Here is a 15,280-nt window from a genome sequence, read left to right on the forward strand (position 1 = left end):
TTGTCGGAACGTGATCCAGGACACCTCTGTCATGGACGTCATACGGCTGTAACAAAAACATCATTTCATAGCCGCATCCGCCGACGCCGTCGGCTCTTCCCCGCTATGGAGTGACCATGAAACTGCACTCGGCCGGCCTCGCCGCCCTTTCCCTGGCCATCGCCCTGGGCCTGTCGGCCTGCGGTGGCGACAAGCAGGCCGCGCAGCAGCCGGCCGCCGACGGTGCCGCTGCCCCGGCTGCCGCCGGTGCGAAGGTGACCGCCGAAGTCTCCGGCGCCGGCGCGTCCTTCATCTTCCCGCTGGTGTCGAAGTGGTCGGCCGACTACAACGCCAGCACCGGCGCCAAGATCAACTACCAGTCCATCGGTTCCGGCGGCGGCATCGCCCAGATCAAGGCCGGCACGGTCGACTTCGGCTCGTCCGACAAGCCGCTGAGCAGCGAGGAGCTGGCGCAGGCCGGCCTGGCCCAGTTCCCGTCGGCCATCGGCGGCGTGGTGCCGGTCGTCAACATCGAAGGTCTGGAAGCTGGCAAGCTGCGCCTGAGCGGCGCCCTGCTGGCCGACATCTTCCTCGGCAAGGTCAAGACCTGGAACGACCCGGCGATTGTCGCTGCCAACCCTGGCGTGACCCTGCCGGACGGCAAGATCACCATCGTCCACCGTTCGGACGGCTCGGGCACCACCTTCAACTTCTCCAACTACCTGTCCAAGGTCAGCCCGGAGTGGAAGAGCAAGGTCGGCGAAGGCACCTCGGTGCAGTGGCCGGACGGTGTGGGCGGCAAGGGCAACGAAGGCGTCGCCTCGTACGTCAAGCAGATCAAGGGCTCGATCGGCTACGTCGAACTGGCCTACGCGCTGCAGAACGCCATGCCGTACACCTCGCTGCAGAATGCCGCCGGCACCTGGGTGCAGCCGAGCGCGGAGACCTTCGCCGCTGCGGCCGCCAGCGCCGACTGGGCCAGCGCCAAGGACTTCAATCTGGTCATCACCAACGCTCCGGGTGAACAGGCGTGGCCGATCACCGCCACCAACTTCATGCTGATGCAGAAACAGCCGAAGGATGCCAAGCGCAACCAGGACACCCTGGCCTTCTTCAAGTGGGCCTTCGAGAACGGCCAGGCCCAGGCCAACGAGCTGCACTATGTGCCGCTGCCGGCCGAACTGGTCACGCAGATCGAGGCCTACTGGGCGACCGAACTGAAGTGATGGACCCGACGGTGCCCGCCGCGTGCGGGCACCGTGTCTTCCACGCCGTGCCGCCCCGCCCCTTCCTGGCCCTGCCGTCCCCATGAATGCCATCGCCCAGCCTGTAGCCGCCCCGTCCACGCGTGACGCGCGTGATGCCCGCAACGACAAACTGTTCCGATGGGTGCTGGTCGGCACCGTCATCTTCGTCCTGATCGCCCTGGCCTGCGCGGCTCTGTCGATGCTGTGGGGCGGCCGTCATGCCCTGCAGATGCAGGGCCTGAGCTTCTTCTTCTCTTCCGACTGGAATCCGGTCGAAAACAAGTTCGGTGCGCTCGCCCCGATCTACGGCACCCTGGTCACCGCGCTGATCGCGATGGTCATCGCCGTGCCGGTCAGCTTCGGCATCGCCTTCTTCCTGACCGAAGTGGCGCCACGCTGGCTGCGGGGGCCGGTCGGCACCGCCATCGAACTGCTCGCAGGCATTCCCTCCATCATCTACGGCATGTGGGGCCTGTTCGTGCTGGTACCGGTGATGACCGAGTACGTCACCCCGTTCCTCAACGAAACGCTGGGCGAATGGCCCGTCATCGGCCCGATCTTCCAGGGCCCGCCGCTGGGCATCGGCATGCTGACCGCCGGCTTCGTGCTGGCCATCATGGTCATCCCGTTCATCTCTTCGGTCATGCGCGAGGTGTTCCTGACCGTACCGACCCGCCTGAAGGAATCGGCCTATGCGCTGGGGTCGACCAAGTGGGAAGTGAGCTGGGACATCGTGCTGCCCTACACCCGTTCGGCGGTGATCGGCGGCGTCTTCCTCGGCCTTGGCCGGGCACTGGGCGAGACCATGGCCGTGGCCTTCGTGATCGGCAACAGCGTGCGCCTGTCGCCGTCGCTGCTGGAGCCGGGCACCACCATCGCCGCCCTGATCGCCAACGACTTCGGCGAGGCCACTGAAACCTACCGCTCGGCGCTGCTGCTGCTTGGCTTCGTCCTGTTCATCGTCACCTTCGTGGTGCTCGCCATCGCCCGCCTGATGCTGATGCGCCTGGCCCGCAAGGAGGGCAACTGATGTCCACCACCGCTGACTCGCTGTACCTGCGCCGCCGCATCGGCAATGTCGTCGCCATCGCGCTGTCCTGCGCCACCGCGCTGTTCGGTCTGTTCTTCCTGGGCTGGATCCTGTTCACCCTGGCCGCGAAGGGCCTGGCCGGCATCAACCTGGACCTGTTCACCAAGATGACACCGCCGCCCATGCAGGAAGGCGGCCTGGCCAACGCCTTCTTCGGCAGCGCGGTGATGTGTGCGCTGGCGATCGGCATCGGCACCCCGCTGGGTGTCCTGGCCGGCACCTGGCTGGCCGAGTACGGCAATGCCCGCAAGGCCGGCACCGTGGTCCGCTTCGTCAACGACATCCTGCTGTCGGCCCCGTCGATCGTGCTGGGCCTGTTCGTCTACACCCTGTACGTGATGCAGACCGGCGGCCAGTTCTCCGCCTTCGCCGGCGCGCTGTCGCTGGCCTTCATCGTGCTGCCGGTGGTGGTGCGTACCACCGACGAAATGCTGCGCCTGGTGCCCTCGCAGATGCGCGAAGCGGCGCTGTCGCTGGGCATCCCGCAATGGAAGGTGATCGTGCAGGTGCTCTACCGCAGCGCCTCGGCCGGCATCATCACCGGCATCCTGCTGGCGCTGGCCCGCATCTCCGGTGAGACCGCACCGCTGCTGTTCACTGCCTTCGGCAACCAGTACTGGAACAGCAACGTGTTCCAGCCGATGGCCTCGGTGCCGGTGGTGATGAACCAGTTCGCCGGCAGCCCGTACGAATCCTGGCAGGTGCTGGCCTGGGCCGGTGCCCTGGTGCTGACCGTCTTCGTGTTGCTGGTCAGCCTCGCCGCCCGCGGCCTCCTGCTGCGCAACCGCATCTCCCATGACTGACCTTTCCGTGGAAACCACCATGAACGATCTTTCCAATGCCGTGCCGATGCAGCGCATCGCCGTGCCGGCCTCGCACGAGAACCTGCATACCCCGGCTCCGGTCAAGCTCGCTGCGCGTGGCCTGGACTTCTACTACGACAAGTTCCACGCCCTGAAGGGCATCAACCTGGAGATCCCGGAAAAGCGCGTCACCGCGCTGATCGGCCCCTCCGGTTGCGGCAAGTCGACCCTGCTTCGCATCTTCAACCGCATCTACGCGCTGTACCCGAAGCTGGAAGCACGCGGCGAAGTGCTGCTGGACGGCGAGAACATCCTGTCGCCGAAGTTCCCGATGAACCGGCTGCGCAGCAAAGTGGGCATGGTGTTCCAGAAGCCGGTGCCGTTCCCGATGACGATCTTCGAGAACGTGGCCTACGGCATCCGCCACCACGAGAAGCTGTCCAAGGGTGAGATGAGCGACCGCGTCGAGCAGGCACTGCGCCAGGGCGCGCTGTGGGACGAGGTGAAGGACAAGCTCAACCAGAGCGCGCTGGGTCTTTCCGGTGGCCAGCAGCAGCGCCTGTGCATCGCCCGCGCCGTCGCCCTGCGCCCCGACGTGCTGCTGCTGGACGAACCGACTTCGGCACTGGACCCGATCTCCACCAGCCGCATCGAGCAGCTGGTGGAAGAGCTCAAGAACGATTACACCATCGTCATCGTCACCCACAACATGCAGCAGGCCGCCCGCGTATCGGACTACACCGCCTTCATGTACCTGGGCGACCTGATCGAACATGACCGCACCGAAGTGATCTTCTCGCAGCCGTCCAAGCAGCAGACCGAGGACTACATCACCGGTCGCTTCGGCTGACCGGACCGCGGCTTCTTCACAGACAACGCCAGCCGGGCGTGGCCCGGCTCTACATGACGGAACAACCATGAATCTTCCCAACGACCACATCGTCAAGAGCTACGACGAAGAGCAGCAGCGCCTGGTGGCCGAAATCGTGCGCATGGGCGAGATGGCCGTCGCCCAGCTCGAAGCATCGATGGACGTGATCGAGAAGCGCGATGAGAACGCCGCCCATCGCATCATCGCCAACGATGAGGCGATCGATGCACTGGAGCAGCAGATCAGCCACGACGTGATGCGCCTTGCGCTGCGCGGCCCGATGGCGCGCGACCTGCGCGAAATCCTTGCGGGCCTGCGCATCCCCGCCGACATCGAGCGGATCGGCGACTACGCGGCCAACGTGGCCAAGCGTTCGATCGCACTGGGCAAGGTGCCGCCGCTGCCGCAGATCCAGGGCCTGCGCGCCCTGGGCCGGCTGGCCGCACAGCAGGTGCGCCGCGCCATCGCGGCCTACCGCGACAATGATGCCGAGGCGGCGCTGGCCCTGCGCGAGGATGACGCGCGCCTGGATGCGCAGTACACCGCGCTGTTCCGCGAACTGCTGACCTACATGATGGAAGATCCGCGCAACATCACGCCGTGCACCCACCTGCTGTTCATGGCCAAGAATCTGGAACGCGTGGGCGACCACGCCACCAACATCGCCGAGAACGTCTGGTTCCTCGTGCATGGCGAGCAGCCGCTGCCGCCGCGCGAGAAGCGCGACGAAACCTCCAGCACCGGTCAGCCCTGACGCTGCACTGCAACACCGGAGTCGACTCCAGAGTGGCCGCTGTCCGCGCGACAGCGGCCTTTCTTTTTGGGCCTTCCAGCATTTCCAAAGGCGCCGCGCCTGCCCGGCAAGGCCCCGCCCCCTGACTGCGCGGAAAATCTCACGAAAATTTGAGTTCTCTGCGAGGATTCGTTGAGTAGGATCGGCGCACGATCGCTTCCACCGGCACCCCTGCCGGCCACCCGGGCACCTGCCCACACCACCCAGGAGCACAACCGATGAGCAGTACCAACAAGACCCTGTCCCTGCTGACCGCTACCGCCCTTGTCGCCGGCCTGGGCATGACGGCCAGCGCCTCGGCTCTGAGCATGAGCGATCTGGCGCAGGGCTATCTGGTGGCCGGCCAGGCCGCCAAGGCCACCGATGCCAAGGCCGCCGACGCGCGTACCGGCGACGCCGCCAAGCACGCCGAAGGCAAGTGCGGCGCCGATGGCAAGAGCGCCGAAGGCAAGTGTGGTGGCGACAAGGGCAAGGCCGCCGCCGGCACCGATGCCAAGGCCAAGAGCACCGGCGACAAGAAGGCGGCCGAAGGCAAGTGCGGCGAAGGCAAGTGCGGTGGCAAGCACTGACGTCCGCGCCAGCGCTGTCCACCGGCGGTCGCCGCTTCCCGCGGCGGCCGCCGGGTTGGGCCTGCGCCGCGCGCTGCTGCAGGCGCTGCGCGAGGCGCCGGCCGGCGACTTCGACTTCCTCGAATGTGCGCCGGAAAACTGGATCCACGTAGGCGGCCCGGCAGGCGATGCACTGGCTGAACTGGCGACGCGGCATCCGCTGAGCTGCCACGGCCTGTCGCTGTCGCTGGGCGGCAGTGCACCGCTGGACACGCAGCTGCTGGCACAGGTTGGCCGGTTCCTGGACGAGCACCGCGTGCCGCTCTACAGCGAGCACCTGAGCTACTGCAGCGACGACGGCCATCTGTACGACCTGCTGCCGATTCCGTTCACCGATGAAGCTGTACGCCATACCGCCGCGCGCATTGCCCGTGTGCAGGACCTGCTCGGCCGGCGCATCGCGGTGGAGAACGTGTCCTACTACCTGGCACCGGAACCGTCCATGGACGAACTGTCCTTCACCAACGCGGTGCTTGCCGAAGCGGACTGCGACCTGCTGCTGGACGTCAACAACGTCTACGTCAACGCCTGCAACCATGGCTACGACGCCGACACGTTCATCGCCGGCCTGCCGGCACAGCGCATCGTCTGCCTGCACGTGGCCGGGCACCTGGATGAAGCGCCGGACCTGAAGATCGACACCCATGGCAGCGCCGTGATCGATCCGGTCTGGGAGCTGCTTGCACGTACCTATGCGCGCATCGGCCCCCGCCCCACCCTGCTCGAACGCGACTTCAACTTCCCCCCATACGCCGAGCTCCAGAGCGAGCTGCAGACCATCCGCCGCCTGCAGGCCGACCCAGCCGGAGGCAGCACGCATGGCTGACGCGCCGGAGCGGCTGCGTGCGCAGCAGCACGCGTTCACCGCCCATCTGCGCGACCCGGACACCGTGGCCGCGCCGGCCGGCATGGAGCCGCGACGCGTAGCGGTGTACCAGCGCCTGCTGTTCAACAACCTGCTGGGTCTGTTGAGCAACGGGTTCCCGGTCTGCGTGCGCCTGCTCGGTGAACCGGGCTGGAATGCCCTGGTGCGCAGCTACTTCGCGACGCATCGCTGCCGCAGTCCCTTGTTCACCGAACTGGCTGCCGAGTTCGTGCAGTGGCTGCAGGCACAGCCGCAGCTTCCGCATCCGGCGCTGGCCGAGCTGGCCCACTACGAGTGGGTGGAAACGGCGTTGTACCAGCTGCAGGCCGAGCCGCTGCCGGTGGCCGGCGCGATCGATCCGCGGGTGGTCGCGCTGCAGCGTTCGCCGCTGGCCTGGCCCTTGCTGTATCAATGGCCGGTCCACCGGCTTGGCGCGGACGATGCGCCGCGCACGGCTCCGGCCGAGCCGACCGGCCTACTGGTCCGGCGCGATGCCGACGGTGAGGTGCGTTTCGCCAGCCTCAGCCCACTGGCGGTGCATCTGCTGGCCCGCATCGGCGAGCAGCCCGGCGCCGATGGCAACACCTACCTGCGGCAGCTGGCACTGGCGCACGGGCTGGAGGAGCACGCGTTGGACGAGGCCGGTGCCGCCCTGCTGCAACAGTTCCTGCAAGCCGGCGTGATCGGCCCAATCACGCCGCCTCCCTGACGCCCACTCCCGGAGATTCCCGATGAACTACCCGATCCTGGCCACCGCGCGCGGCCAGCTGGACCGTCTCGCCCCCTGGTTGGCCCCGCTGGGCCTGCGCGTACTGCTGGCCTGGGAGTACTTCGAATCCGGCCTCGAGAAACTGCACGGCCAGAACTGGTTTGCCGACCTGCAGGAGGCCTTTCCGTTTCCATTCGACCACTTGCCGGCCGCGCTGAACTGGCAACTGGCCACCTGGTTCGAACTGCTGGGTGCCGCCTGCCTGCTGGTCGGTTTCGGCACCCGCTTTGCCGCTGCCAGCCTGCTGGTGCTGACCGTGGTGGCGACCCATGCGGTGCACTGGCCGATGGAATGGCACTCGCTGGGCGACCTCGCCATGGGGTATGCAATCAGCGACCAGGGCTTCGGCAACTTCAAACTGCCCGTGCTGTTCATGGCGATGCTGCTGCCGTTGCTGTTCGCTGGCGCCGGCAGGCTGAGCGTCGATGCACTGCTGGCCCGGCATGGCGCTGGCGGGGGCACCTGGGCGGGAGCCGGTCCGCGACGCCGCTGATTGGCGCGCCGCCCGCAACGCCCCATCCGGCTGCGCGCACCGGGCGCTCAGGAACGCTCTGCTAGAATCCACGCATGACCGACCCCACCCCCGCACCTGACGTCGCCCCCGTTTCCGCAGTACCGCAGGCGCAGCGTGCGATGTCACAACGCTTCCGTGGCTTCCTGCCGGTGGTGGTGGACGTGGAGACCGGCGGCTTCGACGCCCAGCGCAACGCGCTGCTGGAGATCGCGGCGGTGCCGATCGAGATGGACGAGAACGGCCTGCTCTTCCCCGGGCAGACCGCCAGCGCGCATGTCGTGCCGGCCGAAGGGCTGGAAATCGATCCGAAGTCGCTGGAAGTCACCGGCATCATCCTGGATCACCCGTTCCGGCTGGCCAAGGAAGAGCGCGCCGCGCTGGACCATATCTTCACCCCGGTTCGCGCCGCGATGAAGAAGTACGGCTGTCAGCGCGCAATCCTGGTCGGCCACAACGCGCATTTCGACCTCGGTTTCGTCAACGCCGCCGTCGCCCGTACCGGGCACAAGCGCAATCCGTTCCACCCCTTCAGCGTGTTCGACACGGTGACGCTGGCCGGCATCGCGTACGGGCAGACGGTGCTGGCACGTGCTGCCAATGCGGCGGGACTGGGCTGGGATGCCAACGAAGCGCATAGCGCGGTGTACGACACCGAGCAGACGGCACGGCTGTTCTGCACGATCGCCAACGCCTGGCCGCGGTAACCGTCAGCGCCCCTCTCGCCGCGCAGGCGTGGGTGCCGACCGTGGGCCGGCACCGCCGGCGCGTCAACCGATGCTCGTGCGATCCCGCCCGTCACTCTTGGCACGGTAGAGCGCGCGGTCGGCGCGCTGGTACAGCAGCGCCGGGGTCCGGTCTTCAGCCTCCAGTTCGACCAGTCCCGCACTGAAGGTCACCCTCAGCCCGTCCACGCCCGCCCAGTCCGGGTGGTCATGGAACAGCCCCCGCAACCGCGCGCACAGCTGCGCGGCTTCCTCCAGCCGGGTGTCGTTGAGCAGCAGCGCGAATTCTTCGCCGCCCGTGCGCGCAGGCAGGTCCGAGTCACGACAGGCCGTGGCGATCACCCGCGCCACCTCGACCAGTACCGCATCACCGGTACTGTGGCTGTAGCGATCGTTGACAGCCTTGAAGTGATCGATATCCAGCACCACCAGGCATAGCGGGTGGCCGCTGCGCTGCGATCGTGCGAAGTCACGCGCCAGGGTTTCATCGAAGCCGCGGCGGTTGGCCAATCCGGTCAGCGCATCCTCCCGCGCCTGGCGCTCGAACGCCTCGGCCTGCCGTGCGAGGCGTTCGGCCAGCTCGGTCTTCTCCTGGTTCACCGCCTGCAGATGGACGGTCTGGGCCTGCAGGTCGAAGGTGGCCTCGTCCACGCGGCGAGCCAGACGCAGGTTGCTGGCCTTCAGCTGCTGCAGCAGGAAGCGGTACAGCGCCACCAGCCCGGCCAGCAGCAGGATGCCGCCCAGCGCCTGCACGCTGCGCCGTTGCCACCAGAACGGCTCCACGCTGAAGCTCCATACGGCTTCCTGCTGGCCCCAGGCGCCACTCGGGTGCGCGGCGGCCACGTGCAGCGTGTAATCGCCCGGTGGCAGGCCAACGAACTCCACGCTGCGCTGTGGACCGCGCTCGACCCAGCCGCTGTCCAGTCCATCCAGGCGCGTGCGGTAGCGGATCCGGTCCGACATCAGGTAGCTCAGGCCGACATAGCTCACCGCGAGGCGACGACCACCGGGAATCAGATTGCGTTCGGCGCCCTCCCAGTGCACCGGCGCGCCGTCCACCTGTACGTTCTCGATCGCCGCTGGCGGTGCCCGCCGTTCGCGGAAGCGCTGCAGGCGCTGCGGATCGACCGTACTCAGGCCGCCCGCGGTGACCACCCAGAAGGTGCCATCCTGGCGCAGGATCGCCGAGGGGCCGGAGCTGCCGTTGGCCTGTGCATTGGCCATGCCGTCGATCTCGTTGTAGCGCTCCACGCTCACCCGCGGCGCGCGGCCGTCGGCCACGGCATTGAGAGTCGCCATGTCGGTGCGCAGCACGCCACGGTTGCTGCTGATCCATACGTTGCCCAGCCGGTCGGGCACCAGCTGGAACACCGCGTCGACCGGCATGCCCTGCTCCAGGCCGACGCGGGCCAGCCGCCCGCCCTGCCAGCGGTACAGGCCACGATCACTGCTGATCCACATCGCGTCACCCAGCTGGTGGAAGCCGAACACACTGCGTCCGCCCCCCAGCGGCGCCAGATCGATCGCCTGCACACGGTTGCCGCGCAGCACGCGGATGCCCTCGATCGTGCCGATCCACAGGTTGCCCTGGTGATCGTGTTCCAGCGCTGTGATCAGCCCGGTCGGCATGCCCGCCACCGGCGACACCTGCACACGGTCGCCGTCGATGCGCACCACTCCCTTCTGCGTTCCGGCCCAGACCGCCCCGCTCGAATCCACGCTGATCGCGCGGATGTTGCCACCCGGCATGCCATCGTCGGCGGCGTAGTTGTGGCGCAGGCGGCCGTCCCGGGACAGGCGGTAGACGCCGTCACCGAAGGTTCCCACCCAGAGATCGCCGTCCGGCCCCTGCGCCAGGCTCAGCACCGACGGCGCCTTGCCACCGCGGTTGTGCAGCGGCATGGCCTGGAAACGGCCATCGGCATTCTGTCGATCCAGGCCACTGGCACTGCCCACCCACAGCTGGCGGTCACGATCTTCCAGCACGGTGCGCACGTAATCGCCGCTGAGCCCATCGCGCTCGGTGTAGCTGCTGAACAGGGTCTCGCGCAGGCGGTACAGGCCGCCGTTGGCCCCCACCCAGATGCTGCCCTCGTCATCCTCGCGCAGGCTCACCACGCGCCCGCCCGGCAGGCTCAGGCCCGCAGGCAGCCGCTCCAGTCCATGCGAGGAAATCCGCAGCAGCCCCTGGTTCTCGGTGCCCAGCCAGAGATCACCGTGGCGGTCCTGCAGCATCGAAGTCAGGTGCAGCTGGCCCGGCAGCCGGTGCACCAGCACCAGCCGGTCATCCTCGACCCGGTACAGGCGCTCGCCCGCCACGATCCACAGCGCACCGTCCGGCGCCCGGTACGGCCAGGACAGGCCACTGCCCGCGCCCAGCCCCCAGGCGGCGGGCGCGCGCTTCAGCACGCCATCGTTGTCACGCAGTACCAGGCCATCGAGCGTGCCGACCCAGACCCGATCCTGCGCATCCACCACCAGTTTGGTGAAGCTCATCGCCATCGGCAGATCGGCAGCCGGCGCCTGGTAGACAAAGCCTCTGTCCGGCGCGAGATAACCCAGGCCCTTGCCTTCGTAGAGCAGCCACAGGCGCCCCTGGCTGTCCATCTGCATCGACTGGATCAGTACCTGCGGGGTATCGGGCTGGTGCTCCCACACACGCCACTGGCCATCACTGCCACGCCGGCTGACATTGCCGCGCGAGTCGCTGATCCACAGCCCGCCCTGACGGTCGACGAACAACGCGCCGATACCATTGTCGCGCAGCCCGGGCCGCGTGCTGCGGTCGAACACGGTGAAATCCAGGCCGTTGTAGCGCACCAGGCCTTCCCAGGTGGCAAACCAGAGATGGCCTTCCGGCGTCTGCGCGATGTCGCGCAGCGAGTTGTGCGGCAGGCCGTTGCGCGAGGTCCACACATCGATGGCGTAGTCGCGCAGCGGCGGTGCACCGCTCTGTGCATGCAACGGCAATGCAGCAGCCAGCAGCAGCCACAGGAGGCTGTGTCGCAGCACCGCCCTCCAGTCCCACGCGTGACGCTCCACCCAGCGCCCGTCGTCCCCCTGCCCGCCCATCACCGCAGCAGTGGCGGCCGGGTACTGCGGCCAGGCAGGGCGGCAGGTGGATATGCCCTGGCAGCGCGGGGCGGCGTGCCGACGGGAACAGGCTGGCTCATCGGGGGGCGTCTGGGGAGATGCGCGAATGATAGGGCAAACGCCAGCCCGCCGCGCCTGCCCAGCCGTGCCCCCCTCTCCGGGCAGCAACGGCGGGCTTTCTGATCCAGCCGTGCAGGCGGTACGGATTTCTGGCGGAAGGGCGTGGTCCAGTACACCTTCCCGAGCCCAGGCGGTGACCACAGGCAGGACCAGAAGACCCCACGCCTGGCGCCTCTGCGGAGGGACAGCTACGTCCTGTCGCCAGCACGACGCCTGTAATAAGCCACCAGATCGGCCGGGTAGTACTCGTGGTCACGGAAGCTCGCATCGTCGATGTCGAACAGCATCACGACCAGCGCGGCCTCGAAGGCCCAGTAGCCCATGTAGCCGCTGTCGTCGTCATGGTGATTCTCGTGCCAGTACACGTTGCGGCAGCCTGCATACCAGCCGTCCAGGAATTTCTTTACGAGCCCGGGCCGGTCCGAGGGTGAGGCGATTGCCATGAGCGGGCTGTACTGGCGATACAGCACCTGCCTCCCCAGCACTCTTTCGTCTTCAACCAGCAGTATCGCGATTTCGTCAAAGAGTCGATCCTTTCCCGCATTCCCAATCAGCGTGAGGGCCTTCGCAAGGTAGGCCGACCCCATACCGGCGCTGACCGCGATCGCCAGCCACCAGAGGTGATCGACGTAGTGATCTTCACGAAGATCCTCGAACTGTGCGCGATAGTTCTGGTCCTCCAAAGGCAATTGATCACACTGATGCAGAAGCTGCCCACGCGAAACAAGCAGCCGGTTAAGGTCATCACGAAGCGAAACAATAGCGTCGCCCCTTGAGAATCGCATGACCAACCGACGAAGGATGCGACCGGACACATCCGACGCGCCGAGAACACATCCCTTCGGTGGATAGGCTCGATTCGCGATTGAATGATCAATACGCGCCACCTCCACGGAGTCATAATCGATCCAATCCGTGAAGTACGGCTCCAGCATCCGGGTGTCACGCTGCGCACTCATGCGCCATCGTCCCACGGGCCGATCAAGGAACCGGTGTCGCCGATTTTTCTCATCACTAATGTTCCATCTTCCGCCGATCGGACAAGAACCTCCTCTACACGTCCTTGCCTCATCGCACCGCCTCCGCCGTCAACCACGTACACCAGCGACTGAGTGCCTCCGAGCAGCCTGCAGCCACAGGCCAGCGAATCGCCTTCGCGCGCGATCGGCTTGCCGTCGAGGATCAGCGTCGGGTCACCGGTGACGATCTCGAACGCGCCGCCATGCTTCGGGCACGTTGCCTTGTCGCCCACGCAGGCGACGGCCTTGCCTTCGATATCCGTATTCGACGATCCGGTCAGCACCCGCCCGCCGCCCGTGGTGGCGTCGCCCACCACGATCCACATCCGTGCCATCTGCCATCCGCAAGGAACTTCGATGGCTTCAGGTGACCGGCCGCACGCAGCGCAGGCAATTCAACGCTGACGCAATTGCCTCGACTGCCTGTAAAACGCCTTGCAGCGCAGGCAATTACCGTGGGTGACGCATTCGCCCTATCGTGCTGCAGGCAGGGCTATCGCGTCAGTTTTGGGTGGGGCCTGCCGGAACGCAGCCCCCACCGCGTCAGCTCAGCCTGCCCGGCCCGGCGCCACCACCTGTGCACTGGCCGGCCACTGCACCACGGCTTCCAGTCCGCCCTCGGCACGGTTGCGCAGCCACAGCCGCGCGCCGTCCTTCTCGGCCAGCGCGCGCGCAATGGTCAGGCCCAGCCCGGCCCCGCCGGTTTCGCGCGAGCGCGAGGTCTCCACGCGCACGAACGGGTCGAACACGGCTTCCAGCTGGTCGTCGGCCAGGCCGGGGCCATCATCGGCCACCACCACGGTGATGCTGCCGCCGCCCCGCTCGATGCGCACCCGCACGCGCTGGCCGTACATCACCGCGTTGTCCACCAGGTTCGAGAACAGGCGGTGCATCGCCAGTGGCCGCAGCATCAGCACCGCATCGCTCCTGCCCTCGAAGACGACATCGGCCCCACCTTCTGCGGTGTCCTCGACGATGCTCTCCAGCAGCGAATCCAGGTCCAGTGCAGCGCGCTGCTCGGCACTCTCGGCACTTCGGGCCAGTTCCAGGCCTTCGCGGACCAGTGCCTGCATCGCAGCCAGATCGCCGATCAGGCGCTCGCGCAGCGCCTCATCGGTCACGTTCTCCAGCCGCAGGCGCAGGCGGGTCAGCGGTGTCTGCAGATCGTGGGTGATCGCCGCCAGCATCTGCGTACGCTCGGCCAGGTGGCGCTGCAGGCGGTGCTGCATGGCATTGAAGGCCTCGGCGGCGCGCTGTACTTCACGCGGGCCACGCAGCGGCAGCGGATCGCGCTGCAGGTCGTCGCCAAGATCCTCGGCGGCGGCGGCCAGCTCCTGCAACGGTGCGCTGGCCATGCGGGCCACGATGTAGGCCAGTACCGCGATGGCCAACACGAGCAGGGTCAGGAACAGCGGGTCCACGGCCAGGATGCCGTTGTGGGCCACCGCGGGGGAATCCAGTGCCAGCTTCAGCAATGTACCGTCGTTGAGGGTGACGTCCACCGCGCGGCATTTGGGCGGGATGAACGCCGGATCGCGCTCGCGCGGATGCTTGCGGTGGCCGGGCGGCGGCGGTGGCAGCAGTTCCTGCAGCCTGGGAATGCAGGAGCGGAACGAAGTGAAGTGCACCTGCGCCCGCGCGACCGGCCCCGGGCGGTCCTCCAGCACTTCCATCAGCGCAGCATCGGCACGTCCCAGGCGCGCACCGGGCTGCAGCGCGCGAACGCTCGGCCCGCCCACTTCCAGCAGGCGCTCGCGCAGCTCGGGATTGCCGTCGAGCAGGTTGACGTAGCCCTGCAGGCGATCGGCGATGCGGTTGAGGTTCTGCCGCTCGAACTCCTGCTGCCGTTTGGAGGTGGCCAGCATGGTCGCGCCGATCGCCGCCACCGACATGCCCAGCAGCAGGATCACGAACAGCCGCCCGACCATCGAGGACAGAAAGTGGCGCAGGCGATTCATCGCGGCTTATTCCAGGTTGACGGCCGAGGCGAGGACATAGCCTTCGTTGCGCACGGTCTTGATCAGCCCGTCGGGACCGCCATCGTCACCCAGCTTGTTGCGCAGGCGGCTGACCTGCAGGTCGATCGCGCGATCCTGCGCCTCATAGTTGCGGCCGCTGCTGAGCGCGACCAGCTGCTCGCGCGACAGGACCTTGTTGGCATGGGCGATGAACACCCGCAGCAGGCGGAACTCCGCGCCGGACAGCACCACCACGCGCCCATCCGGATCGACCAGGTGGCGGTGCTCCAGATCGAACACCCAGCGCGAGAATCGTGCACGGCGCACCGCCAGTGGCTCCAGATTGGCCGGCAGGGCTTCGGTACGGCGCAGCACGTTGCGGATGCGCGCCAGCAGCTCGCGCGGCTCGAACGGCTTGGCCAGATAGTCATCGGCGCCCATTTCCAGGCCCAGCACCCGATCGATCGGTTCCGCGCGGGCGGTCAGCATGATCACCGGCGTGTTCGAGCGTGCGCGCAGGTCACGGCACAGGGTCAGGCCATCCTCGCGCGGCAGGTTGAGGTCGAGCACGATCAGGTCCACGTGCTCGCGCTCCAGCAGCTGGCGCATGCTGGTGCCGTCGGCCGCCGTGCTGACCTGGTAGCCGGCGCGGCCGAGCTGCTCGGCCAGCAGGGTGCGGATGTCGTTGTCGTCGTCGACGATCAGCAGTCGATGCATCGGGTTTTCAGTCTCCATGTCGCGGATCATCCCGTGTCGGGAGCTGAACCGCATCCTGGCCAATGCGTACCACTGTATCCACCCGCGGGCCGGATACCTGTCGATACGCGCT

At 67.3% G+C, this 15,280-nt stretch carries 15 protein-coding genes; 10 read left to right on the forward strand and 5 right to left on the reverse strand.

From position 1 onward, the window contains the following. Nucleotides 1-116: 116 nt before the first annotated feature. The 10 genes from pstS to rnt all read left to right on the forward strand — a co-directional run bounded on the left by pstS (nucleotide 117) and on the right by rnt (nucleotide 8,243). On the forward strand, nucleotides 117-1,205 hold the full coding sequence (pstS, locus tag ACVOKU_RS00870; protein WP_053518206.1) for a phosphate ABC transporter substrate-binding protein PstS: 1,089 nt from the start codon (nucleotides 117-119) through the stop codon (nucleotides 1,203-1,205). 82 nt (nucleotides 1,206-1,287) lie between these two features. Continuing rightward, the gene (gene pstC / locus ACVOKU_RS00875; protein ID WP_053518204.1) at nucleotides 1,288-2,256 is read left to right on the forward strand and encodes a phosphate ABC transporter permease subunit PstC; all 969 of its coding nucleotides are present in this window, start codon (nucleotides 1,288-1,290) and stop codon (nucleotides 2,254-2,256) included. After that, the gene (gene pstA, locus ACVOKU_RS00880) at nucleotides 2,256-3,119 is read left to right on the forward strand and encodes a phosphate ABC transporter permease PstA (protein WP_053518203.1); all 864 of its coding nucleotides are present in this window, start codon (nucleotides 2,256-2,258) and stop codon (nucleotides 3,117-3,119) included. The genes pstC and pstA overlap by 1 nt, the downstream gene beginning before the upstream one ends. 19 nt (nucleotides 3,120-3,138) lie before the next feature. Further along, nucleotides 3,139-3,969: a phosphate ABC transporter ATP-binding protein PstB gene (gene pstB / locus ACVOKU_RS00885; RefSeq protein ID WP_053518202.1), complete on the forward strand. Its 831-nt coding sequence runs from the start codon at nucleotides 3,139-3,141 to the stop codon at nucleotides 3,967-3,969. A 67-nt stretch (nucleotides 3,970-4,036) separates the two neighbouring features. Next, entirely contained in the window at nucleotides 4,037-4,744 is a 708-nt protein-coding gene (gene phoU, locus ACVOKU_RS00890) for a phosphate signaling complex protein PhoU (protein WP_053518201.1), read from the forward strand. Nucleotides 4,745-5,001: 257 nt separating this feature from the next. Continuing rightward, complete coding sequence (locus tag ACVOKU_RS00895) at nucleotides 5,002-5,352, forward strand: HvfA family oxazolone/thioamide-modified RiPP metallophore (RefSeq protein WP_053518199.1); 351 nt, start codon at nucleotides 5,002-5,004, stop codon at nucleotides 5,350-5,352. Beyond that, the gene (locus tag ACVOKU_RS00900) at nucleotides 5,339-6,217 is read left to right on the forward strand and encodes an HvfB family MNIO-type RiPP peptide maturase (RefSeq protein ID WP_481558795.1); all 879 of its coding nucleotides are present in this window, start codon (nucleotides 5,339-5,341) and stop codon (nucleotides 6,215-6,217) included. The genes ACVOKU_RS00895 and ACVOKU_RS00900 overlap by 14 nt, the downstream gene beginning before the upstream one ends. Next, the gene (locus tag ACVOKU_RS00905) at nucleotides 6,210-6,965 is read left to right on the forward strand and encodes an HvfC family RiPP maturation protein (protein WP_481558796.1); all 756 of its coding nucleotides are present in this window, start codon (nucleotides 6,210-6,212) and stop codon (nucleotides 6,963-6,965) included. Before ACVOKU_RS00900 ends, ACVOKU_RS00905 begins: the two co-directional genes overlap by 8 nt. A gap of 22 nt (nucleotides 6,966-6,987) precedes the next feature. Continuing rightward, nucleotides 6,988-7,518, forward strand: coding sequence for an HvfX family Cu-binding RiPP maturation protein (locus ACVOKU_RS00910; RefSeq protein ID WP_481558797.1), 531 nt, complete (start codon nucleotides 6,988-6,990; stop codon nucleotides 7,516-7,518). 140 nt (nucleotides 7,519-7,658) lie between these two features. Then, nucleotides 7,659-8,243, forward strand: coding sequence for a ribonuclease T (gene rnt, locus ACVOKU_RS00915; protein ID WP_053518226.1), 585 nt, complete (start codon nucleotides 7,659-7,661; stop codon nucleotides 8,241-8,243). A 63-nt stretch (nucleotides 8,244-8,306) separates the two neighbouring features. Here the strand turns inward: rnt and ACVOKU_RS00920 are convergent, their stop codons facing one another. The 5 genes from ACVOKU_RS00920 to ACVOKU_RS00940 form a co-directional block, all read right to left on the reverse strand. Further along, nucleotides 8,307-11,333 carry a two-component regulator propeller domain-containing protein gene (locus ACVOKU_RS00920; RefSeq protein ID WP_481558798.1) on the reverse strand — a complete coding sequence of 1,009 codons (3,027 nt, stop codon included), beginning with the start codon at nucleotides 11,331-11,333 and terminating at the stop codon, nucleotides 8,307-8,309. A gap of 329 nt (nucleotides 11,334-11,662) precedes the next feature. Further along, the gene (locus tag ACVOKU_RS00925) at nucleotides 11,663-12,433 is read right to left on the reverse strand and encodes a PoNe immunity protein domain-containing protein (RefSeq protein WP_481558799.1); all 771 of its coding nucleotides are present in this window, start codon (nucleotides 12,431-12,433) and stop codon (nucleotides 11,663-11,665) included. Then, nucleotides 12,430-12,828, reverse strand: coding sequence for a PAAR domain-containing protein (locus ACVOKU_RS00930; protein ID WP_481558800.1), 399 nt, complete (start codon nucleotides 12,826-12,828; stop codon nucleotides 12,430-12,432). The genes ACVOKU_RS00925 and ACVOKU_RS00930 overlap by 4 nt, the downstream gene beginning before the upstream one ends. A gap of 213 nt (nucleotides 12,829-13,041) precedes the next feature. Next, complete coding sequence (locus ACVOKU_RS00935) at nucleotides 13,042-14,451, reverse strand: ATP-binding protein (RefSeq protein ID WP_481558801.1); 1,410 nt, start codon at nucleotides 14,449-14,451, stop codon at nucleotides 13,042-13,044. Nucleotides 14,452-14,457: 6 nt separating this feature from the next. Then, complete coding sequence (locus ACVOKU_RS00940) at nucleotides 14,458-15,186, reverse strand: response regulator (RefSeq protein ID WP_053518224.1); 729 nt, start codon at nucleotides 15,184-15,186, stop codon at nucleotides 14,458-14,460. Nucleotides 15,187-15,280 lie beyond the last annotated feature (94 nt).

It is taken from the genome of Stenotrophomonas sp. STEN147, assembly GCF_056757995.1.

What these genes read in the sequence shown, in the direction of transcription:
- pstS (WP_053518206.1), top strand. Translation starts at nt 117, where the DNA reads ATGAAACTGCACTCGGCCGGCCTCGCCGCCCTTTCCCTGGCCATCGCC.
- pstC (WP_053518204.1), top strand. Translation starts at nt 1,288, where the DNA reads ATGAATGCCATCGCCCAGCCTGTAGCCGCCCCGTCCACGCGTGACGCG.
- pstA (WP_053518203.1), top strand. Translation starts at nt 2,256, where the DNA reads ATGTCCACCACCGCTGACTCGCTGTACCTGCGCCGCCGCATCGGCAAT.
- pstB (WP_053518202.1), top strand. Translation starts at nt 3,139, where the DNA reads ATGAACGATCTTTCCAATGCCGTGCCGATGCAGCGCATCGCCGTGCCG.
- phoU (WP_053518201.1), top strand. Translation starts at nt 4,037, where the DNA reads ATGAATCTTCCCAACGACCACATCGTCAAGAGCTACGACGAAGAGCAG.
- ACVOKU_RS00895 (WP_053518199.1), top strand. Translation starts at nt 5,002, where the DNA reads ATGAGCAGTACCAACAAGACCCTGTCCCTGCTGACCGCTACCGCCCTT.
- ACVOKU_RS00905 (WP_481558796.1), top strand. Translation starts at nt 6,210, where the DNA reads ATGGCTGACGCGCCGGAGCGGCTGCGTGCGCAGCAGCACGCGTTCACC.
- ACVOKU_RS00910 (WP_481558797.1), top strand. Translation starts at nt 6,988, where the DNA reads ATGAACTACCCGATCCTGGCCACCGCGCGCGGCCAGCTGGACCGTCTC.
- rnt (WP_053518226.1), top strand. Translation starts at nt 7,659, where the DNA reads ATGTCACAACGCTTCCGTGGCTTCCTGCCGGTGGTGGTGGACGTGGAG.
- ACVOKU_RS00920 (WP_481558798.1), bottom strand. Translation starts at nt 11,333, where the DNA reads ATGGGCGGGCAGGGGGACGACGGGCGCTGGGTGGAGCGTCACGCGTGG.
- ACVOKU_RS00925 (WP_481558799.1), bottom strand. Translation starts at nt 12,433, where the DNA reads ATGAGTGCGCAGCGTGACACCCGGATGCTGGAGCCGTACTTCACGGAT.
- ACVOKU_RS00930 (WP_481558800.1), bottom strand. Translation starts at nt 12,828, where the DNA reads ATGGCACGGATGTGGATCGTGGTGGGCGACGCCACCACGGGCGGCGGG.
- ACVOKU_RS00935 (WP_481558801.1), bottom strand. Translation starts at nt 14,451, where the DNA reads ATGAATCGCCTGCGCCACTTTCTGTCCTCGATGGTCGGGCGGCTGTTC.
- ACVOKU_RS00940 (WP_053518224.1), bottom strand. Translation starts at nt 15,186, where the DNA reads ATGGAGACTGAAAACCCGATGCATCGACTGCTGATCGTCGACGACGAC.